This is a genomic window from Burkholderia crassaminum (genome assembly GCF_964265005.1).
Lineage (GTDB): Bacteria > Pseudomonadota > Gammaproteobacteria > Burkholderiales > Burkholderiaceae > Burkholderia.
Genome location: NZ_OZ183800.1, coordinates 1,320,563 through 1,345,780 on the forward strand (window position 1 = coordinate 1,320,563; position 25,218 = coordinate 1,345,780).

The 25,218-nt window shown below is 67.9% G+C and carries 22 protein-coding genes; 6 read left to right on the forward strand and 16 right to left on the reverse strand.

Annotation, left to right across the window (positions count from 1 at the left end):
• Positions 1-14: 14 nt before the first annotated feature.
• From ACPTTF_RS23025 to ACPTTF_RS23050, 6 genes are all read right to left on the reverse strand, one after another.
• Positions 15-557: a class I SAM-dependent methyltransferase gene (locus ACPTTF_RS23025; RefSeq protein WP_423368350.1), complete on the reverse strand. Its 543-nt coding sequence runs from the start codon at positions 555-557 to the stop codon at positions 15-17.
• Between the two features lie 170 nt (positions 558-727).
• Complete coding sequence (locus tag ACPTTF_RS23030; RefSeq protein ID WP_423368351.1) at positions 728-2,317, reverse strand: ABC transporter substrate-binding protein; 1,590 nt, start codon at positions 2,315-2,317, stop codon at positions 728-730.
• A gap of 137 nt (positions 2,318-2,454) precedes the next feature.
• Positions 2,455-2,790: a sugar ABC transporter ATPase gene (locus ACPTTF_RS23035; RefSeq protein ID WP_166951733.1), complete on the reverse strand. Its 336-nt coding sequence runs from the start codon at positions 2,788-2,790 to the stop codon at positions 2,455-2,457.
• 257 nt (positions 2,791-3,047) lie between these two features.
• A complete protein-coding gene (locus tag ACPTTF_RS23040; protein ID WP_166951736.1) occupies positions 3,048-3,377 on the reverse strand; it encodes a hypothetical protein in 330 nt (109 codons plus the stop codon).
• A 175-nt stretch (positions 3,378-3,552) separates the two neighbouring features.
• Positions 3,553-5,112 (reverse strand): DHA2 family efflux MFS transporter permease subunit, encoded by a 1,560-nt coding sequence (locus tag ACPTTF_RS23045; protein WP_423368352.1) that lies wholly within the window; start codon positions 5,110-5,112, stop codon positions 3,553-3,555.
• Between the two features lie 414 nt (positions 5,113-5,526).
• The gene (locus ACPTTF_RS23050; RefSeq protein WP_423368353.1) at positions 5,527-6,429 is read right to left on the reverse strand and encodes a LysR family transcriptional regulator; all 903 of its coding nucleotides are present in this window, start codon (positions 6,427-6,429) and stop codon (positions 5,527-5,529) included.
• A 145-nt stretch (positions 6,430-6,574) separates the two neighbouring features.
• Here ACPTTF_RS23050 and ACPTTF_RS23055 point away from each other — a divergent pair, with 145 nt between their 5' ends.
• The gene (locus tag ACPTTF_RS23055) at positions 6,575-8,605 is read left to right on the forward strand and encodes an FUSC family protein (RefSeq protein WP_423368354.1); all 2,031 of its coding nucleotides are present in this window, start codon (positions 6,575-6,577) and stop codon (positions 8,603-8,605) included.
• A 34-nt stretch (positions 8,606-8,639) separates the two neighbouring features.
• On the opposite strand, the gene ACPTTF_RS23060 is transcribed toward ACPTTF_RS23055, so the two are convergent.
• Positions 8,640-9,560, reverse strand: coding sequence for a bestrophin family protein (locus tag ACPTTF_RS23060; RefSeq protein WP_423368355.1), 921 nt, complete (start codon positions 9,558-9,560; stop codon positions 8,640-8,642).
• A 12-nt stretch (positions 9,561-9,572) separates the two neighbouring features.
• A complete protein-coding gene (locus ACPTTF_RS23065) occupies positions 9,573-11,897 on the reverse strand; it encodes an FdhF/YdeP family oxidoreductase (RefSeq protein ID WP_423368356.1) in 2,325 nt (774 codons plus the stop codon).
• 155 nt (positions 11,898-12,052) lie between these two features.
• On the opposite strand from ACPTTF_RS23065, the gene ACPTTF_RS23070 reads away from it, so the two are divergent.
• Entirely contained in the window at positions 12,053-13,474 is a 1,422-nt protein-coding gene (locus tag ACPTTF_RS23070; RefSeq protein ID WP_423368357.1) for a PLP-dependent aminotransferase family protein, read from the forward strand.
• 57 nt (positions 13,475-13,531) lie between these two features.
• Here ACPTTF_RS23070 and ACPTTF_RS23075 read toward each other — a convergent pair whose 3' ends face one another.
• A complete protein-coding gene (locus ACPTTF_RS23075; protein ID WP_423368358.1) occupies positions 13,532-14,782 on the reverse strand; it encodes a mechanosensitive ion channel family protein in 1,251 nt (416 codons plus the stop codon).
• A gap of 492 nt (positions 14,783-15,274) precedes the next feature.
• On the opposite strand from ACPTTF_RS23075, the gene ACPTTF_RS23080 reads away from it, so the two are divergent.
• A complete protein-coding gene (locus ACPTTF_RS23080) occupies positions 15,275-16,993 on the forward strand; it encodes a SulP family inorganic anion transporter (RefSeq protein WP_423368359.1) in 1,719 nt (572 codons plus the stop codon).
• A gap of 12 nt (positions 16,994-17,005) precedes the next feature.
• Here ACPTTF_RS23080 and ACPTTF_RS23085 read toward each other — a convergent pair whose 3' ends face one another.
• Positions 17,006-17,881: a LysR family transcriptional regulator gene (locus ACPTTF_RS23085; protein ID WP_423368360.1), complete on the reverse strand. Its 876-nt coding sequence runs from the start codon at positions 17,879-17,881 to the stop codon at positions 17,006-17,008.
• Positions 17,882-17,976: 95 nt separating this feature from the next.
• Between ACPTTF_RS23085 and ACPTTF_RS23090 the strand changes: the two genes are divergently transcribed.
• Positions 17,977-18,576, forward strand: a complete 600-nt coding sequence (locus tag ACPTTF_RS23090; protein WP_347814723.1) for a LysE family translocator — start codon at positions 17,977-17,979, stop codon at positions 18,574-18,576.
• Positions 18,577-18,612: 36 nt separating this feature from the next.
• Here the strand turns inward: ACPTTF_RS23090 and ACPTTF_RS23095 are convergent, their stop codons facing one another.
• The 5 genes from ACPTTF_RS23095 to ACPTTF_RS23115 form a co-directional block, all read right to left on the reverse strand.
• Positions 18,613-20,067: a DHA2 family efflux MFS transporter permease subunit gene (locus tag ACPTTF_RS23095; RefSeq protein ID WP_423368361.1), complete on the reverse strand. Its 1,455-nt coding sequence runs from the start codon at positions 20,065-20,067 to the stop codon at positions 18,613-18,615.
• A complete protein-coding gene (locus ACPTTF_RS23100; RefSeq protein WP_166951771.1) occupies positions 20,064-20,627 on the reverse strand; it encodes an isochorismatase family protein in 564 nt (187 codons plus the stop codon). Before ACPTTF_RS23100 ends, ACPTTF_RS23095 begins: the two co-directional genes overlap by 4 nt.
• Before the next feature lie 67 nt (positions 20,628-20,694).
• Entirely contained in the window at positions 20,695-21,138 is a 444-nt protein-coding gene (locus ACPTTF_RS23105) for a MarR family winged helix-turn-helix transcriptional regulator (RefSeq protein WP_423368362.1), read from the reverse strand.
• Between the two features lie 207 nt (positions 21,139-21,345).
• Positions 21,346-21,582, reverse strand: a complete 237-nt coding sequence (locus ACPTTF_RS23110; protein ID WP_423368363.1) for a DUF7661 family protein — start codon at positions 21,580-21,582, stop codon at positions 21,346-21,348.
• A 42-nt stretch (positions 21,583-21,624) separates the two neighbouring features.
• Positions 21,625-22,710: a serine hydrolase gene (locus tag ACPTTF_RS23115; protein ID WP_423368364.1), complete on the reverse strand. Its 1,086-nt coding sequence runs from the start codon at positions 22,708-22,710 to the stop codon at positions 21,625-21,627.
• A 230-nt stretch (positions 22,711-22,940) separates the two neighbouring features.
• Here ACPTTF_RS23115 and ACPTTF_RS23120 point away from each other — a divergent pair, with 230 nt between their 5' ends.
• Positions 22,941-23,933 (forward strand): hypothetical protein, encoded by a 993-nt coding sequence (locus ACPTTF_RS23120; protein WP_423368365.1) that lies wholly within the window; start codon positions 22,941-22,943, stop codon positions 23,931-23,933.
• Between the two features lie 7 nt (positions 23,934-23,940).
• Here ACPTTF_RS23120 and ACPTTF_RS23125 read toward each other — a convergent pair whose 3' ends face one another.
• Entirely contained in the window at positions 23,941-24,216 is a 276-nt protein-coding gene (locus ACPTTF_RS23125; protein WP_423368366.1) for a hypothetical protein, read from the reverse strand.
• A 51-nt stretch (positions 24,217-24,267) separates the two neighbouring features.
• Between ACPTTF_RS23125 and ACPTTF_RS23130 the strand changes: the two genes are divergently transcribed.
• Positions 24,268-25,143: a LysR family transcriptional regulator gene (locus tag ACPTTF_RS23130; RefSeq protein WP_423368367.1), complete on the forward strand. Its 876-nt coding sequence runs from the start codon at positions 24,268-24,270 to the stop codon at positions 25,141-25,143.
• Positions 25,144-25,218 lie beyond the last annotated feature (75 nt).

The following is a 25,218-nucleotide window of genomic DNA, read 5'->3' on the forward strand; positions in this document are numbered from 1 at the left end:
TGCGTGCGCCCGGCTCAGTAGCCGACGTGGCGCTCGCAGACGACCGCGCCGCAACCGCGGCTGTCGTGATACGTAATATGAAACTGCTTGTTGTCCCACAGCCACTGGAACACGGCCTGGTACACGCCGGCCACGGTCATGTCGTGCAGCACGATCTTCTTGCGCGCGAGCGGGCCGAACCGGTTCAGTTCGGCGAGCGTCTGTTCGTACGTATGCGTGGTATCGATGAACAGCAGGTCGGCGGCGAGCGGTTCCATCGCGAGATCGTCGGCGATCCTGAATTCGAAGTCGATCGACAGTTCTTTCGCCGCGTGCTCGAGTTCGGGCCGGATGTGGAAATACTCGTCGGAGATGTCGACCGATACGAGGCGCTTCGGCTGCGCGAGCAGGAAGGCCGTCGTGGTCAGCCCGGTAAACACGCCGAGCTCCAGGATGGTGTCGCATCCGGCGGCCGTTTGCGTATAGAAGTCGAAGCGGGAAGGGCTGTCGCCGAGCCAGCCGATCGGCTCGATCTTGTACTGCAGGAACTCCATTCGCAGTTGCTGTAGCGTGCGCATCCTGTTTTCCTTGGCGAAGCGGATTCGATGGTCTCGATCGTCGCCGGTCGCGGCCGGCGTACGTGGCGTCGGGCATTGTAGATCGCCGCCGCCGCACGGCATAGCGCCGCCGCGTCGGCTAGCGGCGATTACCCGCGCGCCGGCATCGCCGGGCGCGCGGGCAGCCGCCATTATTTCGCCAGCGTGCGGTATGACACGAGGTCGTTGATCGGCCCGATTTCCGGCCCGGTCACACCGGGGCGTGTCGCGACCTGCACGACCTTCTCGAACATGATGATGAACGGCGAGTTCGCGAGCACGGCCTTCTGCAGCGCTTCGTAACGCTGCGCGCGCTTCGCGGGCGACGGCTCGACGAGCGCGGCCTCGGTGTCCTTCGTCAGTTGCGGAATGTCCCAGCTGTTGCGCCACGCGAGCATCTTCGTCGGCGACTGGTCGGAGTTGTCCGGATTCCACGCGAAGCCGCGCGCATTGCTGTTCGGGTCCATGTAGTCGGGCGACCACTCGCCGACGAAGATGTCGTGCTGGCGCGCGCGATACTTGCCGATCGCCTGCTTCGCATCGCCCGGAATCAGCTTCACGCGGATGCCGCCCTGCGCGAAGTTCGCCTGCAGCGCCTGCGCGATCTCGAGGTACGGATAGTCGTTCGGCATGTCCATCGTCACGTCGAAGCCGTTCGGCAAACCGGCCTTGGCGAGCAGCGCCTTCGCCTTCGCGACGTCCTGCTTGTACGGCCGCGCGTTCGACGCGCCGAGGAAGCCTTCGGGCAGGAAGGTTTCATGCACCTTGTAGGTGGTGCTGACGATGTTGCGCTGGATGCCGTCATAGTCGACGAGCCATTTCATCGCCTGCTGCACTTCCGGTTTCGCGAGAGTCGGGTTCTTCGTGTTCAGGCTCAGGTACAGCAGCGCGGACACCGGCCACGACGCGACCTTGATCTTGCCGGCCTTGGTCAGCGCGGCGAGGCTGTCGGGGCTCAGGTTGCGCGCGGCGTCGGCGTCGCCGTTCTCCAGCAGCAGTCGTTGCGCGGATGCCTCGGGCACGTGGCGCAGCACGATGCGCTTCATCGGGTACGGCGTGCGGTATTTCTCGAAGCGCTGCAGCACGATGGTCTCGTTGGGCGTCCACTTGACGAGCTGGTACGGGCCCGAGCCCGCGTCGTTGGTCCGCAGCCAGCCGCTGCCGAGATCGTTGCCCTGCTGGTGCGACAGCAGCAGCTTCTTGTCGAAGACGGATGCCGGGCATGCGCTCAGCACGTTGAGCACGAAGCTCGGTGCGTACTTGCGGTCGGTTTCGAGCACGACGGTCTGCGGATCGACCACGCGCACCTTCTGCATCACGTTCGCCTTCGTGAGGCCGAGGTCGGCGAGCACGCCGGCGGGCCCCTTGTCGAGCAGGATGGTGCGCTGCAGCGACCACGCGACGTCGTCGGCGGTCACCGGGTTGCCGGAATGGAACGTGAGGCCGGGGCGCAGCTTGAACGTGTAGGTCACGCCGTCGGCGCCGACCGTCCACGATTGCGCGATCTGCCCGTCGAAGCGCGTCGGGTCTTTCAGGTCGACGCGCACGAGCCGTTCGTAGGTGTTCGCGACGTACTCGGACGGCACCAGCTCGTAAATCCCGCTCGGGTCGAGGGTCGTGAATTCGCCGAGCTGCGTGGCGACGACGAAGATGCCGGGCGGCGTGGCCGCCTGCGCCGGCAGCGCCGGAACAAGCGCGACGAGCGCGGCGCTGACGAACAGGCGGGACAGCAGGTGCTTCATGCGGGCTCCGTTGAAAGGGAATCGTGGGTGCGATTCTCTCATCGACGGCCACCCGGATGAAAATATTCAGCGTGCGCGCCGGCGGGCTGGCGCGCAGGAGCGAGCCGGGCGGGCGCCCGGCATCGGCAGGGTTCGGATCAGATCAGGCAGCGCGCGAGCGCGAAGCGCATCGCTTCCTCGGGCGGCTCGTTACCCGAGCCGCGCACGACCTTGACGACCGAACCGTTGCCCGACGGCGTCAGCGTGACGAAGTACGAGTTCGAGCCGACGGCGATATCGGTCACGCCGTTGTGCTGCGATTGCTCGGTGCCCGGCAGGCGGCTGTCGAGGCAGTTGGCGATCGCGTAGGCCGGACGTTGCGACGACACGTACATCATCGGCGCCGCGCCGGACGAGCCGGCCGAGTCGGACGACGGCGCGGAACCGCAGGCGGCGAGCAGGGCGGCGGGAAGGAGCAGCAGGAATCGTTTCATGGTGGGTCGTCGTGTGTCTCGTATCGAGGCTGGGGCGCGGGGTAGGCGAAACGCGAAGCTTCGCGACGAAACCGCCCGGAATCGGGCCGTTTTAGACGGATGACGATGCGACAGGCGGCTGACGACGGAGTATACCCGCAGCGTTTGAAGCCGTTGGCGCGTTGAAACGATTCGATACACAACAAGCACCCGCTGCCGCGCGGCGGCAGCGGGCGTTTCAGGTGGTGGCGAATGGGCACTTGCCGGTGTTGTCGATCTTATTGGCCGATCTGGTGGCTGACCGCATTTTCCTGCTGGTTCAGCACATGCTTTTCGCTCTTCGTGATGTGGCTGTGATCCTGCGCAGCCATGTCCCGCTCTTCCTGGCGGATCTTGTGGTCGTCACGATGCAGGCGCGCGGCCTGTGCGTGCGACATCTCGCCTTCCTTCACTTCGTGATGGATCCGGCGATTCTGGTTTGCGAGGCGCTGGTTGACCTCTTCGCGGCGCGGATGCGCCTGTTGCCACGGCGTGTCGGCGAACGCGGTGCCGGTCAGCACCGACATCAGGGTGGCGGCAATCGCGAGATGGCGGGTAAAGGCTCGCATGGTGTTTTCTCCTGTCGTTGCGCGTCCGGATCGTGGGCGCTTGTACAAAAAACGCGGAGCGGGCACCGGCTGTTGACGTTTCCGCCTGTATCGATTGCAAGTCTTTATTACGTCGGCGCGTGGCGGCACGGGCCCCGGCGTGCGCAGCACGGGGCCCGATCGTCGCGCATGCGGATCAATGCGCGCCGGCCGCCGCCGCATCGGCATCGCCGCCGCCCGAGCGCGACGGTTTCGTGATCCAGATCAGCGGAATGATCGCGATGAAGATGATCGCCGATACATAGAAGATGTCGTTCAGCCCCATCACGGCCGCCTGCGAATCGACCGACGCGTTGAAGAATGCGAACGCCGAATCGGGGCTCAGGTGCAGCAGCGAGCGCGTCGTGTCGACCTGCTGCGTGAAGGTCGGGTTGTTGATGCTGGCCTGTTCGGTGAGCCGCGCGTGATGCAGGATCGTGCGGTCGTTCCATGCGTTGCTGATCAGCGATGTGCCGACCGCGCCGCAGAACGTGCGGCCGAAATTCGACAGGCCGGCGGCGGCCGGGATCTTTTCCGGCGGCAGCCCGGACAGGATGATCGCCGTCAGCGGCACGAAGAACATCGCCATCGGGATGCCCTGCAGCAGCGTCGGCAGCACCAGATCCCAGCGCGACACGTCGGTGTAGAAGGTCGTGCGCATCATGAACACGACCGCGAAGCCGACGAACGCGAGCGTCGCGATGTAGCGCGGGTCGGTGCGCGGCAGCAGGCGCCCCATGACCGGCGTGAGCAGGATCGCGAACACCCCGAGCGGCGCGGTGGCGAGCCCCGAATCGACCGCGCGGTAGCCGAGATAGCCCTGCATCCACTGCGGCAGCAGCACGAGCGTGCCGAAGAACATCCCGTAGGCGACCGAGATCGCGATCGTCCCGCCCGCGAAATTGCGCTGTGTGAAGAGCCGCAGGTCGACGATCGGGTTGGCCTCGTGCAGCTCCCACACGAGGAAGAACACGAAGCCGATCAGCGCGACGATGCCGAGCGCGACGACGACGGGCGAGTTGAACCAGTCGAGATCCTTGCCCTTGTCGAGCATGATCTGCAGCGAGGCGACCCACAGCACGAGCAGCAACAGGCCGACCTTATCGATCGGCAGGCGGCGCGTGGCCGATTCGCGATCCCGGAACACGATCCACGTGACGGCGGCCGCGAAGAAGCCGACCGGGATGTTGATGTAGAAGATCCACGACCAGTTGTAGTCGTACGTGATCCAGCCGCCGAGCGACGGCCCCGCGATCGGGCCGACGAGCGCCGTCATCGACCACAGCGCCAGCGCGCTCGCCGATTTCTGCCGTGGCCACGCGCCGAGCAGCAGCGCCTGCGACAGCGGCGCGAGCGGTCCGGCGACCGCGCCCTGCAGGATCCGCGCGGCGAGCAGCGTCGGCAGGTTCGGCGCGATCCCGCACAGCCACGACGCGAACACGAACAGCAGGATCGACGTGACGAACAGGCGTACCTGGCCGAAGCGCTGCGTGAGCCAGCCCGTCAACGGAATCGACACCGCGTTCGCGGCCGCGAAGATCGTGATGACCCACGTGCCCTCGTCGACCGACACGCCGAGGTCGCCCGAGATGGTCGGAATGGCGACGTTCGCGATCGACGAGTCGAGCACGTTCATGAACATCGCGAGCGATACCGCGATCGTGCCGATCGCGAGCTTGCCGCCCGACAGCGGGGCTGGAGTTGACGGAGAGGACATGGGTTTCCTGCGTGATGGGCGTAATGTGGGCGTAATGTGCGTAACGGATGCGTCCCGTTGCGGCGGGCACGGGCCACCGCGCACGCGCGCGCGAAGGCGACGCAGGCGCGGCTCGGCTGCTGAACGGAAGGGCGCACGGCGCGGGCGATGCGGCCCGCTACATCGGGCCGACGCGTGCGACGGGCTGCTCGATCGGGTGCACGAAGCCGTGGCGGGCTTCGGAAGGCGGGATGCGGCCGGTCAGGAAGGCGGGACGCGGGTGACGCGTCTGCGGGCAGCGGTCAGGCGGCTGCCGTCGCGGGTGGAGTTGTTGTGCATCGCGACAGGCTAACGATGTGGCGAGCCGCCATCAACACGGGCCGGCTCATTAATCGATTTCGCGTCGCGCAATAATCGGTGTGCGAACCGTGCCGGTTACGGTGCGGTTCGCCATGCGGTGAACAGTTCCGCGAGGAAATCGACGAACGCGCGCACCTTGCTGTCGAGTGTCGCGCGCCGCGGGTACAGCACGTGCAGCTCGACGTCGTCGGTCCGGTGCCAGTCGGGCAACACGATTTCGAGTTCGTTGCGTTCGAGCCGGCGGGCCGTGTAGTGCGTCGAGACCAGCGCGATGCCGCCGCCGCTCGCGGCCTGGCGCAGCACCGTCACCGATTCGTTGGTGATCAGCACCGGCCGCACCGGCACGTCGGCAACTTCGCCGGCCGCGTTGGTGAGCCGCAGCGTCAGGCCAGGCGCGTCGCGGCCGACGAGCAGCAGGTCGTGCTGCGCGAGGTCCTGCGGCGTGGCGGGCCGGCCGACGCGGTCGAGATAGGCGGGGCTCGCGGCGAGCTTCGCCTGCGACCAGCCGAGCGAGCGCGCGATGTAGCTGGAGTCGGTCAGCTCGCCCGCGCGCAGAGCGACGTCGAAGCCGTGCTCGACGAGATCGAGCGGGCTGTTGTCATAGATCAGCACGAGCTGGACGAGCGGGTAGCGCCGGCGAAATTCGGCGAGCGCCGGCTCCAGTTCGAACAGGCCGATCGAGTAGGGCACCAGCACGCGCAGCGTGCCCTCCGGCGCCGTGCGCAGCGCGCGGGCCTGGCGGTCCGCGTCGAGCAGGATGTCCTCGGCGCGCAGGCAGCGCTCGTAGTAGTCGCGCCCGGCCTCGGTGACGGAGACGCGCCGCGTGGTCCGGTACAGCAGCTGGACGCCGAGATCGTCCTCGAGCTGCTTGACCTTGCGGCTCACGCGGCTGAGCGGCATGTCGAGGTGCGTGGCGGCGGCGGTGAAGTTGCCGCGCTCGACCACGCGCAGGAAGATGCGGATGCTTTCGAAGTCCATACGGGGTGCTTCAGTGTTCGGCCTGCGCGCATCTTACCTTCGCCGGCCGGATCGCTTCGTGCGGCGGCGATTATCCTGCCCGGTGCAATAACGCATCCCGTCCGCGCCTCTTAGTGGCGGCGGTGCGCGCCCGTATGCTCGCCGCATGAAATTCGCCTTACCCCATCTGCCGCCGCTCGCGGCTGTCCGCACCGCGCTGCGCGACGCACGGCCCACGCTGCCGCCCGGCGCGATCGGCTTCGCGTTGCGCAACACGGCCGCCTCGCTGCTCGCGCTCTACATTGCCTTCCGGATGAATCTCGACGACCCGAAATGGGCCGCATCGACGGTGTGGATCGTCGCACAGGGCAGCCGCGGGATGGGCTTGTCGAAGAGCCAGTACCGGATTCTCGGCACCGCGATCGGCGCGGCCGTCGCGCTCGTGCTGACCGGTGCATTCGCGCAGACGCCCGAGCTGTTCCTGCCGGCGCTCGCCGCGTGGATCGGCCTGTGCGCGGGCGTCGCGACGTTCCAGCGGAATTTCCGCGCATACGCGGCGGTGCTCGCCGGCTATACGGCCGCGATCATCGCGATGGATGCGGTATCCGCGCCGCTGCATGCGTTCGACATCGCGGTCGCACGGTTCCTGTACGTGGTGGTCGGCATCCTGTGCGGTGCGCTGTTCGATACGGTCTTCGCGCCGGGCGCGCCGCTGAACGAGGTTCGTACGCGGCTCAAGCGCTATCTCGACCGCGCGGTGGTGGTCGGCGCGGGCGCACTGCGCCGCGAGCCGAACGGCGCGGACGTGCACCGGCTGTTCGCGGACGCGCTCGAACTCGACACGGCGGCCGAGTATGCGGCCGCCGGCGCGCCACCGGTGCGCAACGCGAACGGCCATTTGCGCGCGGCGGTGCTGGGTGTGCTGTCCGCGCAGGCCGCGGGGCAGGCGCTGCACGAGCACGCGGCACGCAGCGGCGGCACGCCGGACCCGCTGGTCGACGATGCCGCGCAGGTGCTCGACGGCGTGGCGGCGTCGGGCGAAGCGGGCGCCGCGCTGACCGCATTGCGGGCGCGCGTGGACGACGCGGTGCGCGCCGAGGCCGCGGAGCCGGCCGGCTCGGACCCGTCGCGCCTGCTCACGCTCGACCGGCTGGCGGCGCTGCTTGCCGGGTTCGACGCCGCCTTTGCGGGCAAGGCGCAGCTGGACCGGCCGGATCCGCCGGCGTCGCGCGTGCGCTATGCGTTCCACCGCGATCCGGTGCTCGCATGGCACAACGGGATTCGCGCGTTCATCGCGGTGCTGGTCGCGTCGGCGCTCTGGATCGTGACGGCGTGGCCGTCGGGCGCCGGGTTCGTCGCGATCACGGGCGTGGTCTGCGCGCTGTTCTCGACGCGCCCGAACTCGGTGGGCGCCACCGTCGGCTTCCTGAAAGGGGCCGTCTGCGCAGCGGTCGCGGGCGCCCTCTGCAATTTCGTGCTGCTGCCGGCAGTGTCGGGCTTCGAGATGCTCGCGTACATCCTCGGCGTGTTCATGGTCGGCACGGGCATCGCGATGCGCCATCCGCGCACGGCCGGCATCGGCAGCGGCTTCTCGATCTTCTTCTGGAATTTCACGTCGCCGGACAATACGGCGCGCATCGGCGACGCCGCTTTTCTCAATTCGGCGCTTGCCACGCTGCTCGGCATCGCGTTCGGGGCGATAGTGTTCGCGCTCGTGTTTCCCGGCGATCCCGGCACGAGCCGGCGGCGCCTGCATCGCGCGGTGCGCGGCGACCTGGCGCGCATTGCACGCAACCCACGAGCCTGGCAGGCGAGCGCGTGGCTGAGCCGCACGGCCGACCGTCTCGGGCGCGAGCTCGGCTTCGCGGGCCGTCTGCCCGCCACCCTCATCGAGCGCGACCTGCGCGATTTGCTCGCGGCCTGGACGATCGGCGACAGCCTGCTGGCACTGGCAGAACTGGCGGCACGCGAGCCGGCGGCGTGCCGTGCGGTCGCGTTGGTGCGGGGGCGGGTCGGGCACGCGGATTTCGCCCGGCTCGAGCGGGCCTGCGATGCGGCGGCCCGCATGATGCTGCGGCGCGTGACCGAGGTCGACAGCGACGACGGCCGCGCGCTGCTGCGCGGCGTCGTGCTGCTGCGGACGATCGCGGAGACGGCGGCTGCGCACGACGGCTTCCTGCGCGGCCGCCGGGATTGACGGGCGGAGCGACGCGCGAGCAGCGGCCCGCGCATTAACTGAGGCGATAGGCCTTGCAGGGCGTCACTTCCGCCGGCAGCGGCTCGCGGTTCAGTTCGAGCAGCGTGCGCTCGATCATCCGCGTCATCGCGTCGAGCGCGAGATGGTTCGGCCCGTCGCCGAACGGTTCGGCGATCGCATGCGCGATCGCGTCGAGTGCGATCAACGTATAGGCGACGAACACGGTGACGAACGGTGTGGCCGCGCCGATCGAATCGACGAGGCCGAACGGCAGCAGCACGCAGTACGCATAGATGGTCCGGTGCAGCAGCACGTCGTACGAGAACGGGATCGGCGTCGATGCGATGCGCTCGCAGCCGCTCACCATCGCGACAAGCTCGTCGAGGCGCGCGTCGAGCATCCATAGGCGCGTGTCGGCGAGACGGCCGGCGTCGGCGCGCGCGGCGAATGCTTCGCGCAGTTCGTGAACGATCGCGACCGGCGCATACCGGGCGGCAGCGATGCGCGTACCGGTGGCGCCGTCGAGCAGCGTGCGCAGGTCGGCTGCCGGATCGGTGCCGCGCAGTTGATGCTTCAGCGCATAGACGAACGCGACGACCTTGCGCACGAACGCCTGCCGCGAGGCGTCGTCCTCGTCGATCGCGCCGTAGCAGAGCGCCTGCGACACCAGCGTGCGCGTGGCGGTCAGCACGCCGCCCCACAGCTGCCGGCCTTCGCGGTAGCGTTCGTAGCTCGCATTGTTGCGAAACCCCGCGAAGATCGCGAGCGTGAGGCCGATCAGCGTGAACGGCGTCGGGTTCAGCGGCACCTTCTCGCCGAGCACCCGGCCGCCGCCCCATACCGCGACGAGGCTGATCGCGAGCGTCAGCACGAGCTGCGGCAGGATGGTCGGCAGCACCGAGCCGTTCCAGACGAGCAGCATCCGCAGCCAGTGCTCGCGTGGACGAACGATCATCGCCGCGCTCCGTCAGGCGGCGATCGACGCCGGCGCGGCCGCGCGATGCAGCAGCACCGGAATCGACTTCGACGTCGGCGTGTTGCACACGTCGCCGACGCTGTCGAGCGGCACGAGCGGGTTGGTTTCCGGGTAGTACGCGCCGATGCAGCCACGCGGGATGTCGTACTCGACGAGCAGGAAGCCGTCCGCGCGCCGCTCGATGCCGTCGTGCCACACGGTTTCCATGTCGACCCATTCGCCGGCCTTCAGGCCGAGCATCGCGAGATCGTCGCGGTTGGCGAACACCACGCGGCGCTGACCGAACACGCCGCGATAGCGGTCGTCGAGCCCGTAGACGGTCGTGTTGTACTGGTCGTGCGAGCGCGTCGTCATCAGCGTCATCAGGCGTTCGCCGTGCTGTGCGCGGGCGCGCTGGATCGGCGTGTCGGTCGGCAATGCGTGCGCGATGAAGTTCGCCTTGCCCGTCGGCGTCAGCCATTCGCGGTCGCGCGACGCGACACGCAGGTGGAAACCGCCTGGCCGCGCGATACGCGTGTTGTAGTCGTAGAAGCCGTCGAGCGTCGCCTCGATCGCGTCGCGGATCTTCGCGTAGTCGTCCTTGTACGCGAGCCAGTCGATCTTGCCGCTGCCGAACAGCGCGTGGCCCATATGCGCGACGATGGCAGGCTCCGACATCAGGTTCGGCGACGCCGGCTTGTTCATCCCGTACGACACGTGGACCATGCTCATCGAATCTTCGACCGTCACGCCTTGCGCGACGTTGTCCTGCAGGTCGATCTCGGTGCGGCCGAGCGTCGGCAGGATCAGCGCGTCGCGGCCGTGGATCAGGTGGCTGCGGTTCAGCTTCGTCGTGATGTGCACCGAGAGGTCGCAGCGGCGCATGCCTTCCCACGTGCGCGGCGTGTCGGGCGTCGCCATCGCGAAGTTGCCGCCGAGGCCGATCAGCACCTTCACGTGGCCTTCGAGCATCCCTTCGATCGTCTCGACGACGTCGAGGCCGTGGTGGCGCGGCGGTTCAAAGTCGAACACGTGGCCGAGGCGGTCGAGGAACGCCTGCGACGGCTTCTCCTCGATCCCGACCGTGCGGTTGCCCTGCACGTTCGAGTGGCCGCGCACCGGGCACAGGCCCGCGCCGGGGCGGCCGATGTTGCCGCGCATCAGCATCAGGTTGGTCAGCATCTGCACGGTCGCGACCGAATGCTTGTGCTGCGTGATGCCCATGCCCCACGTCGCGATCACGCGTTCGCTGCGGGCATAGAGCTGTGCGAGGCTGTCGATCTGCTCGTACGGCACACCGCTTTCGGCGGTCAGCGCGGACCAGCTTTCGGCGCGAAGATCGTCGGCGAACGCGTCGAAGCCGGCCGTGTGCTCGCCGATGAACGCGGTGTCGAGCACGCGCGGCGCACCGGCGGCGCGCGCGGCGTCGTCGAGTTCGAGCACACGTTTCGCCATCCCCTTGATCAGCGCGAAATCGCCGCCGATCGTCGGCTGGATGAACGTCGACGCGATCTTGGTGCCCGACATCGTCAGCATCTCGATCGGGCTTTGCGGATCGGCGAAGCGTTCGAGGCCGCGTTCCTTCAGCGGGTTGATCGACACGATCGTCGCGCCGCGCTTCGCGCATTCGCGCAGCTCGCCCATCATCCGCGGGTGATTGGTGGCCGGGTTCTGGCCGAAGATCAGCAGCGTGTCCGCGTGTTCGAAATCGTCGAGCGTGACGGTGCCCTTGCCGACGCCGACCGAGGCCGGCAGCCCGCGGCTCGTCGCCTCGTGGCACATGTTCGAGCAGTCGGGGAAGTTGTTCGTGCCGTACAGGCGCACCAGCAACTGGTACAGGAACGCCGCTTCGTTGCTTGCGCGGCCGGACGTGTAGAAGGCGGCCTGGTTCGGGTCGGGCAGCGCACGCAGGTGGCGTGCGATCAGCTCGAACGCGTCATCCCATGCGATCGGCACGTAGCGGTCGGTCTGTGCGTCGTACACCATCGGGTCGGTGAGCCGGCCGTGCTGTTCGAGTTCGAAGTCGGACTGTTCGAGCAGTTCGGTGACCGTGTGCGCGGCGAAGAAGTCGGGCGTCACGCGCTTGCTGGTCGCTTCGGCGGCCACTGCCTTCACGCCGTTTTCGCAGAATTCGAACGTCGATGCGTGCTGGCGGTCGGGCCATGCGCAGCCCGGGCAGTCGAAGCCGTCCGGCTGGTTCTGGCGCAGCAGTGTGCGGTAGTTGCCGCCGGCGACCTTTTCCTTGATCAGGTTGATCGTGACGGCCTTCAGCGCGCCCCAGCCGGCGGCCGGGTGGGTGTACGGTTCGATGCGCGCGGTAGCGGATTTCTTTTTCATGATGCAGCGGGTGTCGGGGTCGATGGCTGCAGAGTACGCGCGGCCCCCGTCCGGCTGTGTGTACACCTGTTCACTTCAAAAAAGAGTACAGTTTCGGCCATTCGCACAGTGCGGATCGCAACTGTGTTGTTGAAGGGAAGTTGAAAGGGAGGCGCGTGAAGCGTTACGAACAACTGGCCGACGATCTCCAGGCGCAGATCGAGCGTGGCGTGTACCGGCCCGGCGAGCGGATTCCGTCGGTGCGGCAGGCGAGCCGGCAGCAGCAGCTCAGCGTCACGACCGTGCTGCGCGCGTACCTCGTGCTGGAAAGCCGCGGGCTGATCGAGAGCCGGCCGCAGTCGGGCTATTTCGTGCGGGCGCGCGCGGCGGCGCCGGCCGAGGCCGAGCTGCACACGTCGGCGCCGACGGCCGAGCCGTCGGCCGTGGACGTGAGCCGGCTGGTGCTGTCGACGCTGCGCTCGATCGCACGCGACGACGCGGTGCCCCTCGGTTCGCCGTATCCCGATGCTTCGCAATTCCCGGTGCAGCGCCTCGCGCGCTATGCGCAGGCGATCGGGCGGCGCCGCACGCGCTGGGGCGTGATCGACGATCTGCCGCCCGGCAACCAGGAGCTGATCCGTCAGATCGCGCGGCGTTATGCGGAGCGCGGGATCGCGGTCGAGCCGGGCGAGATCGTGATGACGATCGGCGCGACCGAGGCGATCAACCTGTGCCTGCAGGCCGTCGCGAAGCCGGGCGACACGATCGCGGTGGAGTCGCCGACGTTCTACGCGATGCTGCACGCGATCGAGCGGATGGGCATGCGCGCGCTCGAAGTCGCGACGCACCCGGGCGACGGCATCGATCTCGACGCGCTCGAACGGATTCTCGAACGCGAACGCATCGCCGCGTGCATGGTGATGCCGAACTTCCAGAATCCGCTCGGTTTCCAGATGTCCGACGCACGCAAGCGCGCGCTCGTCGAGCTATTGGCGAAGCACGGCGTGCCGGCGATCGAGAGCGATGTCTATCACGAGCTGCATTTCGGCGACACGACGCCGAGCGCGCTGAAGTCGTTCGATCGCGACGGGCTCGTGCTGCATTGCGCGTCGTTCACGAAGAGCCTGTCGCCGCGCTACCGGATCGGCTGGGCGATGCCGGGCCGCTACCGCGACCAGGTCGAGAAGCTGAAATTCCTGAACACGCTCGCGACGCCCGCGATCGAGCAACTGGCGATCGCCGAGTACCTGAAATACGACGGCTACGATTTCCACCTGCGGCGCATGCGCAAGCAGTACGCGCAGCAGGCGAGCCTGATGAGCGCGATGGTGCGGCGCTTCTTTCCGGAGGGCACGCGGCTGTCGCAGCCGCAGGGCGGGTACGTGCTGTGGGTCGAACTGCCGAAGCAGGTCGATGCGATGAAACTTTACACGCTCGCGCTTGCGCAGCGGATCACGGTCGGGCCGGGCCACATGTTCTCGGCGGGAACCGATTACCGGAACTTCATCCGGCTCAACTACAGCTATCCGTGGTCGCGGGAGATCGAGGACGCGTTGAAGGTGCTCGGCCGGCTCGCGTCGGAGTGCGCGGCGCGGTAAATGCGGCCGCGCCCGACGGCAGGCGGCGGCCGGTGGCCGGCCGCCGTGTGGCGTGCGTCAACCGGCGCGCTGCGCCTGCAATCCGGTTTGCGCCGCACCGGCCATCTGCCGCATGTCGAAGCCCGACGGGTGCTGGTACACGCGCAGCCCGAACTCCGGCAGCACCGCGATCAGGTGATCGAACAGGTCGGACTGGATGGTTTCATAGTCGACCCACGAAGTCGTATCGGTGAAGCAGTACAGTTCGAGCGGGATGCCTTCGGCCGTGAGCGGCAACTGGCGCGCCATGCAGGTCATGTCGCGGCGGATGCGCGGATGGCCCTTCAGGTAGTTCGCGACATACGCGCGGAACGTGCCGAGATTGGTCAACTGGCGGCGGTTCGCCGGGCAGTCGCCGGCCGCGCCGAGCGTGCCGTTCCATTGCTCGATCGCGTCGACCTTGTCCTCGAGATAGTCCTTCAGCAGCGTCAGGCGTTCGAGCCGTTCGATCTCGTCGTTCGACAGAAAACGCACGCTCGTCGCGTCGACGAACAGCGCGCGCTTGATGCGGCGCCCGCCCGCTTCGGTCATTCCGCGCCAGTTCTGGTAGCTCTCGGTGATCAGTTTCCACGTCGGCACCGTGATGATCGTGTGATCGAAGTTCGCGACCTTGACGGTGTTCAGCGTGATGTCGATGACGGTACCGTCCGCGCCGGCCGACGGCATCGTGATCCAGTCGCCGATCCGCAGCATGTCGTTCGACGACAGCTGCACGCCCGCGACGAGGCCGAGCAGCGTGTCCTTGAAGATCAGCATCAGCACCGCCGACATCGCGCCGATGCCGGACAGCAGCAGGCCGATCTGCTTGCCGGTCGCGTCGCCGATCACGACGAGCGCGGCCGTGATGAACATCACGAGCTTGACGAGCTGCATCGCGCCTTTCAGCGACAGGTGCGGCTGGTCGCGCTGATCGCGCTGGTACGTGCGATGCGTGTGCTCGAGCGCCGAAAGCGTCGCGCTGACGGTCATTGTCACGAGGAACACGATCAGCGCGAACAGCACCTTGTCGGCGGCCTGCGCGGCCGTCTCGGGGATGCCGGCCACCGCGCCGAGCCCGAGCTTGATCACGACGAACGGGACGATGCGGTTCAGCCACTTGAATGCGCCGAACTCGAACAGCGCGTCGTCGACACGCGTGGCGGAAAGCCGCGCGAGCCGCGCGACCACGCGGAACAGCAGGAAATGGACGACGGCGGTGATTGCGCCGGCGGCGGCCAGCAGGATGAGGATGCCGACGAGCGGCGCAAACCAGGATTCGTTCAGGGTCATAGGGGCAAACAGGGGCCTTCTGGTGCGTTGAATCGGCGCCGCGATGCGGCGCGCGCCCGGTGAAGGGCACATGAAAGGGACCGTGATTGTGCCATCGGGTTCCAGTCGCGTCGCCGGGAATGCAGGGGCGCGGCTCCCGAACCTCCTCACCATTGCGCAGGTCTCCTCTGTAATCGGGTGAGGGCGGGTGACGAAAGCGCATCACCGTAAGCCGACGCGCACGCGTGTTGCCGGGTGCGCTGCACGTTTGTCCGGGATCAGCTCGACGCCGCCACGGCGGGCCTTCGCGCTTCGATGCGCGTGAACGGCGATCCATGCAATCATGCGGGCGTCGCAGGGTCGTCGAAGTGCCGTTCGCCTTTGCGTGCAGCCCATCCGCCGACGATGAGCGACACGCGCCTGGTTCGCACACTTGCCATGCGATGCCTGCCCGAGGCACGATGCGCGAACGACTTCGCGAACCACGTCACCCCGTATTCACGCATTTCACGCATGCAAGATTCCAACGAAAGCCGCCCGTCAGGCGTGCGACTGCTGAAAGGCATCCTCCCGATCCGCCGTGGCGGGGCCCTCCGCGACATCTTCGCGGGCATGTCGCTCGCGTCGATGGACATCCCGCAGGTGCTCGGCTATGCGCGCATCGCCGGCATGCCGGCCGTCACGGGCCTGTACACGGTGTTCCTGCCGCTCGTCGCGTTCGCGATCTTCGGCGCGTCGCGGCATCTGGTGGTGGCCGCCGATTCCGCGACCGCGACGATCTTCGCGAGCCGGCTGTCGTCGATGGCGCCGGCCGGCAGCGCCGAGTATGTGGCGCTGGCCGGCATGGTCGCACTGCTGACCGCAGCGATGCTGCTGCTCGCGCGTATCTTCAAGCTCGGTTTTCTCGCCGATTTCCTGTCGCGCACGGTGCTGGTCGGCTTTCTCGCCGGCGTCGGCGTGCAGGTGTCGATCGCGATGCTCGGCGACATGCTCGGGCTGGCGGTGCCGTACCCGGCCTCGCGCAGCCTGGCGCAGCTCGACTACGTCGTCACGCATCTTGTTCACACGAACCGGCCGACGTTCGCGCTTGCGGCGCTCGTGGTCGTCGCGATTCTCGCGTGCAAGCGGTTCCTGCCACGTGTGCCGATGCCGATGATCGCGGTCGCGGGCAGCATCGCGGCGAGCTACTCGTTCGGATTCGCCGCGCACGGCATCGCGGTGCTCGGGCCGGTCGCGGGCGGGCTGCCGCCGTTGCGCTGGCCGTCCGTCACGTGGCAGCAGTTCCTCGATCTCGTGCCGGTCGCCGCGTCGTGTTTCGTGATGATCATTGCGCAGAGCGCGGCCGCCGCGCGCGTGTTCGCGCAGCAATATGGCGAGGATGTCGATACCAACGCCGACATCCTCGGCCTCGCGGCCGCGAACGCGGCCGCGGCGGTGGGCGGCGCGTTCGTCGTCAACGGCAGCCCGACGCAGACGGCGATGGCTGACGGCGCGGGCGTGCGCAGCCAGATCGGGCATCTCGCGTTTGCGGCCGTGGTGGCGGTCGTGCTGCTGTTCTTCAGCACGTACCTGCAGTATCTGCCGCACGCGGTGCTGGCCGGCATCGTATTCACGATCGCGCTCGGGTTGATCAACGTGCGCAGCCTTGCCGCGATCCGCAAGGAAAGCCCCGGCGAGTTCACGCTGGCGCTGGTGACGGCCGTGGCCGTCGTGACGGTCGGCGTCGAGCACGGCATCCTGCTGGCTGTCGCGCTGTCGCTGATGCGGCACGTGCGCCACAGCTATCAACCGCACACGATGGTGCTCGAACCCGTCGAAGGCAACGGGCGGTGGCAGCCGGTGCCCGCGCGGCGCGGCGCGATGACGGCGCCAGGGCTGATCGTCTACCGGTTCGGCTCCGACCTGTTCTTCGCGAACGATCACCTGTTCGCCGCCGAAGTGTCCGAACTCGTCGATGCGGCGCCGGTGCCGGCGCGCTGGTTCGTCGTCGATGCGGGTGCGGTCACCGACATCGACTATTCGGCCGCGCGGACGCTGACCGACCTCGTCAAGTCATTGCACGCGCGCGGGATCGGCGTGCTGTTCGGGCGCGTGAACCGCTACCTGCGCGCGGACATGGATCGTCACGGGATTACCGAGGTCGTCGGCGCGTCGTGCATTTTCGCGACGCTGCATCAGGCGCTGGAGGCGGCCGGCACGACGCCCGCACCGCAGGAGCCGGGCACCGTGTAGCAGGAACGGGCCCTAGGCGGCCGCGCGCAAGCGCGCGAAGCCGTTGCGCAGGTAGCGGGCCAGTTCCGTCGCGGCCGGCGTGCGCTGGCCGCGCGGCACATGCAGATGGATAGAGAAGTTCGGCAGCGCGGGCAGGCCGCTGCCGGCCGGCAGGATGTCGAGGTCGGCCGGCACGGTGGACGCGAGCCAGACGGTTACCGCGAGATCGGAACGCACGGTCGCGGCCGTCGCATCGAAGCTGCCGTTTTCGAACACGGTGCGCCACGCGCGATCGCAGCCACGCAGTGCGTCGAGCACCGTCGGGCGGAACGCGCAGGTTTGCGCGACCATCGATACCGGCAGCGGCGTGTTCCGGTACGCGGTGCCGCCTTTCGCGCCGACCCAGACCAGCCGGTCGACGGCGATGCACTCGCCGCGCGACGATCCGACCGGCGCCTCGATCAGCGCGACATCGAGGTTGCCCTGCGTGAGCCCGCGCCGTAGTTCCGGCGATGCTGCGCACACGAGCGTGAGCGCGACTTGCGGATGCGCCTGTGCATAGTTCTTCAGGATCGGCGCGAGACAGGTGCCGACCAGATCCTGCGGCGCACCGAGACGAACGGTGCCTTCAACCGCGCCGGCCGTCATGTCGGTGAGCAGCGCATCGTGTACGGCGAGCAGCCGGCGCGCCTGTTCGAGCAGCCGCTCGCCGGCCGCCGTGAGCAGCAGGTTGCGGTGCTCGCGGACGAACAGCGGGCCGGACAGCGTTTCGAGCCGTGCGACCTGCTGGCTGATCGCGCCTTGCGTCAGGTGCAGCGCGCGGCCCGCCGCCGTCATGCTGCGATGATCGGCGACCGTGACGAAGGCGCGCAACAGCGCGATGTCGAGATGACGTGCCATGCGACGCATTATGAGCGCTAATGGCAGGCATAAAAAGCTTTCGCTGTCGTAATGGGAGGATCGCGGGTAAAACGGGGCTTCGACGACGACAACCGGGAGCTTCCGTGCCGTTCCGCGACTACCTGCCGCTGATGCTGTTCGTGATCGTGTCCACCGTGACGCCGGGCGGTGCGACGACGCTCGCGACTGCCTCGGGCGCGCATTTCGGCTATCGGCGTTCGTTGCCGATGATGGCGGGCATCGCGGTCGGCCTGGCGTCGATGGCCGCCGCTGCCGCGGCCGGGCTAGGCGGCGTGCTGCTTGCGGTGCCCGCGTTGCAGCTCGCGATGAAGGCGGCCGGTTCGGTGTACCTCGTGTGGCTGGCCGTGCGCATCGGGCGCGGCGGCAAGCCGCGGCTCGATGCGGCGGTGCACCGGCCGCAGGGCTTCATCAGCGGCGTCTGGATGCTCTGGCACAACCCGAAAGGCTGGGCGATGACGCTCGGCGCGGCCGCGTCGTTCGCCGCGCTCGCGTCCGGCCCGGCACGGCTCGGCGCATTGCTCGGGCTGGCGTTCGGCGTGGCCGCGATGGCGTCGCTGTCGCTCTGGTGTTTCGCCGGGCTGCTGTTCGCGCGCGTGTTGCGCACGGAGCGGCAGTGGCACTGGCTGAATGCCGGGCTCGGTGCGCTGCTGGTGGCGTCGATCGTGCCGATGTGGATGCCGTAGCAGGGCGGCCGCACGCGTCGTGCAGCCGCCTGAAGGTCAGCGCGAACCGGCGCGCACGGTGCCGGCGGGCTGGCCGTCCGCACCGGCCGACCACAACGGCAGCCGCAGCGTCGTGACGAAGCTCGCCGCGTGCAGCACGCAAAGCAGGCCGAACGCCCACGCATACGCGTTCGCCTGCGTGCCGCCGCCCGCCGCCGATTCGGCCTGCAGCCGCCACGCGAGGAACAGCGTGCACAACGTCGTGAACGTCGGGCCGCCGAGACGCTGCACGATATTGAGCGAGGTCGTCGCCATCGGCAGGTTACGGCGCTCGACCGACGCATACGCGGCGGAGATCGACGGCGCGCCGATCGCGCTCTGGCCCATGCCGCGCAGAAACAGCGCCGGCACGAGCAGGATCGGATCGTAGCCGGTCAGCGCGACGAACACGAACGGCAGCGTCGCGACGAGCGCGAGCAACGCGCCGGCGGCGGCCAGCCGGCGCACGCCGAACCGGCTCGTCAGCGCGCCCATCGACGGATACGTGACGAGCATGCCGAGGCCCATCGGCGCGAGCAGCCAGCCCATTTCGCCGGGCGTGCGGCCGCACGCCTGGATCAGGAACACCGGAATCAGCATCTGGCCCGCGAACAGCGCGCCGTTCGACAGGAACTGTGTCGACGCGGCCGCGCCGAATACCTTGCCGCGAAACAGCGCAAGGTCGATCAGTGCATCATCGCCCTTGCGCGTCTCGACCCGCAGGAACGCCGCCAGCAACAGCGCCGACACGATGATTGCCGCGATACCGAGCGCTTCGTTGATCCGCTCGATGCCGTACAGGAACAGCACGAGCCCCGGCGACAGCAGCGCGAGGCCGACGTAGTCGAGCGCGCGCGGCTGCGTGTCCTCGCGGTCGCCGGGCAGGAACCGCACGGCCAGCGCGAGCGCCAGCACGCCGACGGGCAGGTTCACGAGAAACAGCCAGCGCCACGATGCGTGTTGCAGGATCGCGCCGGCGACGACCGGGCCGAGGATCGGCGCGAGCAGCACGGGTACGGCCGCGTAGCCGATCACGCGCGCCATCTGCTGGCCGGCGACACGCGCGATCATCATCTGCGTCATCGGTGCGAGCAGCCCGCCGCTCACCCCCTGCAGCACGCGGAATGCGATCAGCGACGGCGCGGACCACGCGAGCCCGCACAGGGCCGACGTGAGCGTGAACGCCGAGAAGCACCACAGGTACAGCGCCTTCGCGCCGATCCGGTCGACGAGCCAGCCGTTCAGCGGCAGCACCAGCGTCAGCGCGAGCAGGTAGCCGCTCGTCACCCACTGGATCGTCGCGAGACTCGCGTGCAGGTCGGTCGCGAGGCTCGACAGCGACACGTTGACGATTGTCGCGTCGAGCTGCGACAGCAGCGAGCCCAGCACCGCGACCGCGCTGACCTTCCAGATCGACGGATCGAGCCGGCCGGCCGCGTGGTCCCGCGCCGGCCGAGCGCGCGGATCGCTCACGCGCCGCGCTGGTCGAGCAGCGCGACGATGTCCTGCGTCGTGCCCGTCTCGCCGAGACGAGGGAACAGACGCTCGACACTGTTCACGTGCGCATCCGCGTTGAGGTCGGTCATCGCGTCGACGGCGAGCGTCACGTTGTAGCCGAGCTCGTGTGCCTGCCGCGCGGTCGATTCCACGCCGATGCTCGTCGCGATGCCGGTCAGCACGATCTGCGTGACGCCGGCCGCCTTCAGGTGCGCGTCGAGATCGGTGCCGGTAAACGCGCCCCAGGTCTTTTTCGTCACGACATGGTCGCCCGGCTGCCGATCCAGTTCGGGTACGAGCTCGGTCCAGTCGGCGGGCAGCGCGTCGGTGCGTACCTGCTGCTGCGTGCGGCCCGGCGCGCCACCGGCGACGTTGACGAGCACGACCGGCAGGCCGCGGCTGCGGAATGCGTCGAGCAGCGTACGGGCGTGTGCGATCACCGGCGCGACCGGATGAGCGGTGGGGAGGGCGGTAATGCCTTTCTGCAGGTCGATGACGACGAGTGCCGTGTTCGTGTCGAGACAGGTTGCGCTCATGATGGGACTCCGTGGAATGGACGAAGGGAGGCGGGTGCGCGCATGCCGCGACGCGCGTCCGCCGGATTCACTGGTCGCCGATCCGCCTGATCAGCGGGATCGCGGCGGCGAGCATGCGGATTTCTTCGGGATCGAGCTTTTCGATCGCGGCGCCGAGCCACTGGTGCTTCGCGATGTGGCGCTTGCGGCGTGCGTCGAGGCCGACCGCGGTCAGCTGGAACAGGATCTGGCGGCCGTCGGTCGGATGCGGCTCGCGTTCGACGAGGCCTTCCTCCTCGAGGCCCGCGAGAATCGTCTTCATTGATTGCGGCTTCATCGCCTCGGCGCGGGCGAGATCGGCGGTCGTCATCGGCCCGTTCTGTTCGAGCCGCGCAAGCGCGCTCGTGTGCGACATCCCGAGCCCGTCGGACGGGACTTCGGAACGGAGCCGGCGGATCAACTGGCCGACCGCCAGCGTCAGGTCGGCGGCGACGGTGTGGGCGGCAGGGCCGGATGGGCGTGAATCGGTCATGGGCAGGATCTTAGGTTAAGACAGTTTAACTTGCAAGTTAAACTGTTTAGTTTGACGAGGGATGTGGACGTGACCGGTCACCTGCGATCGGCGTGTTGCGCACGTCGTCGCGTGGCGATATCGGCCGGCACAAGAGGGAAGACAAGGGGGAAGGCGGGGGACGGTGCGACGTCAGCTCGCCCGCGCGCCCGGTAAGCGCGTGTTCCGCTAGATGCGACCGGTCGGCGGAACCGGAACGACGTCGTTGTACCTGGGCGTCGCGTTCTCGTGCAGCAGGTCGCCGAGGTATTGCGCGAGTTCGTCGGCGGCGAGCGCGGACGGAATATGCAGGTTGGCCGGGCGTCGCTTGCCTTCGGTACCGAGATCGAACACGGCCCAGCGGTCGTTCTTGCGCACGACGGCGAGTAGCCGACCGAATGCGTTAAAGCGGTATTCGTCCTGCATGGCATCGCTCCCTTACGGTGAACGCGCCGGTCGCCTGCGCGCTCACTGGATCGAACAGGACAGCCAGCGATGGATCTTGATGGCATCGCTCGAGACGCCCGCGCGGGTCGGTGCGCCGAGCAGCACGACCGTTTCGCGGCGGCCCTTCACACGCATGCCCATCACGACGCCGTGCCCCGACTCGTTGATGAAGCCGGTCTTCTGCAGGCGGATCGGCAGGCGGCGGTAGCGGACGAGCGGGTCGGAATTTACATACAGCAGCTCACCCTCGCCCGGGCGCACGGTGGTCGACGTATCCGTCGAGAAATAGCGGATCAGCGGATCCTGCGCCGCCGCGCCGACGAGCTTCGCGAGATCCTCGGCCGTCGACACGTTGTGCGGCGACAGGCCGGTCGGCTCGCGGAAGTGCGTCTGGTGCATGCCGAGCCGGCGCGCTTCGCGATTCATCGCTTTGACGAATGCGGCGCGCCCGCCCGGATAGTCGCGGCTCAGCGCGGCGGCCGCGCGATTCTCCGACGACATCAGCGCGATATGGAACATCTCGCGGCGCGACAGTTCCGAGCCCACCTGCAGGCGCGACCCGGTGAACTTGATCGTGTCGCGGTCGCGCGCGGTGACGCGCAGCACGCCGTTCAGCGGACGGTCGGCGTCACGCGCGACGACGGCCGTCATCAGTTTCGAGATCGACGCGATCGGCCGCACCGTGCGTGCGTTGCGGGCCAGCAGCGGCGTGCCGGAGTCGACATCGAGCACGTAGGCCGCACGTGAATGCAGGGCATTGACCGCGCGCGGGGTGTAGCCGCAGCTTGCCATCAGACGCGGTTTCGCGGCCGCCGGGCGCGGGCGCACGGTGGTCGTGCGCTTCGCGCGGCGCTGCTGCGGGGCCGGGGCGGCGTGACGCTTGATCGTCTGGTGCTTCGCGCTCGGGCGACGATGCTTGACGGCCTTGTGCTTGCGGTGGGGTTGCTTCTTGACGGCTTTCTTGTGCGGATGCGCGTGGGCCTGTGCGGTGCGATGCGGCTGCGCGCGCTGCGCGGACGCGTTCGCGGCGAACGCGAGCAGCAGGAACGAGAGAGCGAGGATCAGCGTGGTCCGGGCGCGAGGCACGCGCGCGATGAGGCCGGTCAAGCGAAAGTCTCCTTTCCACGCGCGAGGTGGCGGCGCGGAATGCATGGGCGGTCAGCGGGTGCGGGAAATTATAAGGTCGATCGCGGGAGGATGACGATAGCAGCCAGGCGTCGGCGCGCCGTTTTGCCGGCTGTCGTTGCGTTGTATTGCGTTTTGCGTCGATATGTCGCGCCCGCGTGACAAGCGATGGTACGGCCGGCAAGATATCGAGCTCATTGTCAGGAGAACCCATGTCCCGCCAACCGCACGCGCTCCCCGTGCTGCCGCTTGCATCGATCGACAGCCTGTCCGCGAAAGGTGAACTCGTTGCCTTCAACGTCGGCGCGGACGATGCGTTGTACACGGCATTTGCACTGGAACCGCTCGATGACCGGACTCGATCCGACGGCGCTTCGTTTGCGATCACGACACCGTCGACTGCGCAGCGCTACCGCTTGATTGCATGGCGGGACGGCGCAACGCTGCTCGATCTCGTCGTCGTCGACAACGAACCGTTCGATATTCACGAGATCCAGCCGGTGGGAGACGATCTTCTGCTGGTCTGCTGTCGATCCTGTTATCGCGGGCCGGACGACTTCGACCTGAACGGCCGGCTCTATCGCCGCGACGGCACGCGTTGCGGAGAAATACTGCTGGGCGATGGCATCCAGTCCGTGCAGGTCACGGGCACGGGAGAAATCTGGACGTCCTATTTCGACGAAGGCGTCTTCGGCAATTTCGGCTGGGAGGTGCCGGTCGGGGCGTCCGGACTGGTTACCTGGAGCCGCAGCGGCGAGCAGCTTCATGCGTTCTCGCCGCCCGAGGGGCTGGGCCCGATCGACGACTGTTATGCGCTCAACGTTCAAGGCGATCACGACGTCTGGTTGTATTACTACAGCGAATTCGCGCTCGTCCACTTGCGCGACCGGCAGCCTGTCGCGTCATGGCGGATTCCGGTCAAGGGCAGTCACGCGTTCGCGGTGATGGAAGACCGCACGCAACACGGCGAGTTCGTGGCGCTGCTGTGCGGGGCATACGGCGATCGCGACGTGTTGCAGCTCGTGCGTCTGGGTACCGATGGCCAGGTACGGTTGGTACGCGCGTATCGCATGCTCAATGGTGGCTCGGAGCCTGTCGGTGTGGCACAGGCGGTCGGCCGTGGTCGTGTGCTGTACGTGATCGGTACCGAGGGCAACGTGTATCGGATCGACGTGGCGGGGCTTTTTGCGGCCGATGCCGCTTGAGTGCCGCTTAACGCGGCCAGTTCCGCCGCGACACGACCGCAAAACTGATCGCGATCGACCCCGTTACCACGCGAGGCGGGTCGTCGAGCGCATCGCCGAAGCGAAAGCGGCGGCTGCGTCCGTCGCTGCGTTCGGCACGACGTTTCGGTGCGCGCGTATCGGCCGCGACGGTGGGTTTGTGCGCGACGGCCGTATCGCACGGCAGGTCGGCCACACAGTCGGCAGCATGATCGAGGGACATGAGAGTGAGTTCCGGAAAGGGCATTTCCGTATTGAACGTCATCGCATTCGATCGGTAAAATGAATGTTTTGATCGTTACGATTCCTTTTAAGAATGGAATTGAAGCTGCTGAGAACGTTCCTGACCGTTACCGAGCTGTGCCATTTCAGCCGCGCGGCGGATGCGCTGCACATGAGCCAGCCGGCACTGAGCAAGCAGATCGGCGCGCTCGAGGCGAGCCTGGGCGGCAAGCTGTTCGAGCGCGGCCGGCACGGCGCGGAGCTCACGCCGTTCGGCGAGCGCTTCCTGCCCGATGCGCAGTCGCTCGTGCGTGATGCCGACGAGATCCTGGCGCGCGCACGGGAGGCGACGAGCGGGCAGCGCGGGCATCTGCGGCTCGGCATCTGCCTGTCCGTCCTGACGATCGTGCCGAAGCGGGTCGCGGAGTTTCGTCGCCGCAATCCGGGTATCGCCGTCACGCTGAGCGACCTGTCGTCGTCCGAGCAGACGCGCCGGCTGCGCGCGGGCAAGCTCGATGCCGGGTTCCTGCGCCTGCCGTCCGACGAAGGATTGTCCTCGTTCAAGGTGATCGATGAAGGGCTCGCGCTGGCGGTGCCGCCGCACCTCGGCTTCAAGCGCGTGCCGGCCGATCTCGACGTGCTCAACGAGATCGGCTTCATCGCGCTGCAGCGGGCGCGCGGCCCGGGGCTCGCCGCGCAGATCGACCGGTGGTGCGTCGAGCGCCGTTTCGTGCCGCACGTGACGCAGCAGGCGGAAGACGTGCAGTCGGTGCTGACGTCGGTTGCGGCCGGCGTCGGCGTGGCGTTCATTCCGTCGCGTGCGCAGTACCTGCTGCGCGACGCGACAGTGCTGCCGCTCGATGGCCGGGACGCGAAGTGGCGCGTCGGGCTCGCCTGGCTGTCGGATCGCGACGATCCCGTGACCACGCGCTTTGTGTCGTTCATGCGTGCCGCGATCAAGGAGGCCTGACGGGCGAAGCGATATAGTGTTCGCAATCGGCGCTGAATGCCCGAATGAATTTCCTGTCCGCTACAGACCGAACCG

Bases quoted from the DNA above. Each gene is read 5' to 3' on its own strand.
- ACPTTF_RS23065 (WP_423368356.1), bottom strand. From the start codon at position 11,897: ATGAAAAAGAAATCCGCTACCGCGCGCATCGAACCGTACACCCACCCG.
- ACPTTF_RS23040 (WP_166951736.1), bottom strand. From the start codon at position 3,377: ATGCGAGCCTTTACCCGCCATCTCGCGATTGCCGCCACCCTGATGTCG.
- ACPTTF_RS23035 (WP_166951733.1), bottom strand. From the start codon at position 2,790: ATGAAACGATTCCTGCTGCTCCTTCCCGCCGCCCTGCTCGCCGCCTGC.
- ACPTTF_RS23130 (WP_423368367.1), top strand. From the start codon at position 24,268: ATGGAATTGAAGCTGCTGAGAACGTTCCTGACCGTTACCGAGCTGTGC.
- ACPTTF_RS23045 (WP_423368352.1), bottom strand. From the start codon at position 5,112: ATGTCCTCTCCGTCAACTCCAGCCCCGCTGTCGGGCGGCAAGCTCGCG.
- ACPTTF_RS23030 (WP_423368351.1), bottom strand. From the start codon at position 2,317: ATGAAGCACCTGCTGTCCCGCCTGTTCGTCAGCGCCGCGCTCGTCGCG.
- ACPTTF_RS23080 (WP_423368359.1), top strand. From the start codon at position 15,275: ATGCAAGATTCCAACGAAAGCCGCCCGTCAGGCGTGCGACTGCTGAAA.
- ACPTTF_RS23120 (WP_423368365.1), top strand. From the start codon at position 22,941: ATGTCCCGCCAACCGCACGCGCTCCCCGTGCTGCCGCTTGCATCGATC.
- ACPTTF_RS23105 (WP_423368362.1), bottom strand. From the start codon at position 21,138: ATGACCGATTCACGCCCATCCGGCCCTGCCGCCCACACCGTCGCCGCC.
- ACPTTF_RS23025 (WP_423368350.1), bottom strand. From the start codon at position 557: ATGCGCACGCTACAGCAACTGCGAATGGAGTTCCTGCAGTACAAGATC.
- ACPTTF_RS23060 (WP_423368355.1), bottom strand. From the start codon at position 9,560: ATGATCGTTCGTCCACGCGAGCACTGGCTGCGGATGCTGCTCGTCTGG.
- ACPTTF_RS23110 (WP_423368363.1), bottom strand. From the start codon at position 21,582: ATGCAGGACGAATACCGCTTTAACGCATTCGGTCGGCTACTCGCCGTC.
- ACPTTF_RS23050 (WP_423368353.1), bottom strand. From the start codon at position 6,429: ATGGACTTCGAAAGCATCCGCATCTTCCTGCGCGTGGTCGAGCGCGGC.
- ACPTTF_RS23125 (WP_423368366.1), bottom strand. From the start codon at position 24,216: ATGACGTTCAATACGGAAATGCCCTTTCCGGAACTCACTCTCATGTCC.
- ACPTTF_RS23055 (WP_423368354.1), top strand. From the start codon at position 6,575: ATGAAATTCGCCTTACCCCATCTGCCGCCGCTCGCGGCTGTCCGCACC.
- ACPTTF_RS23075 (WP_423368358.1), bottom strand. From the start codon at position 14,782: ATGACCCTGAACGAATCCTGGTTTGCGCCGCTCGTCGGCATCCTCATC.
- ACPTTF_RS23100 (WP_166951771.1), bottom strand. From the start codon at position 20,627: ATGAGCGCAACCTGTCTCGACACGAACACGGCACTCGTCGTCATCGAC.
- ACPTTF_RS23085 (WP_423368360.1), bottom strand. From the start codon at position 17,881: ATGCGTCGCATGGCACGTCATCTCGACATCGCGCTGTTGCGCGCCTTC.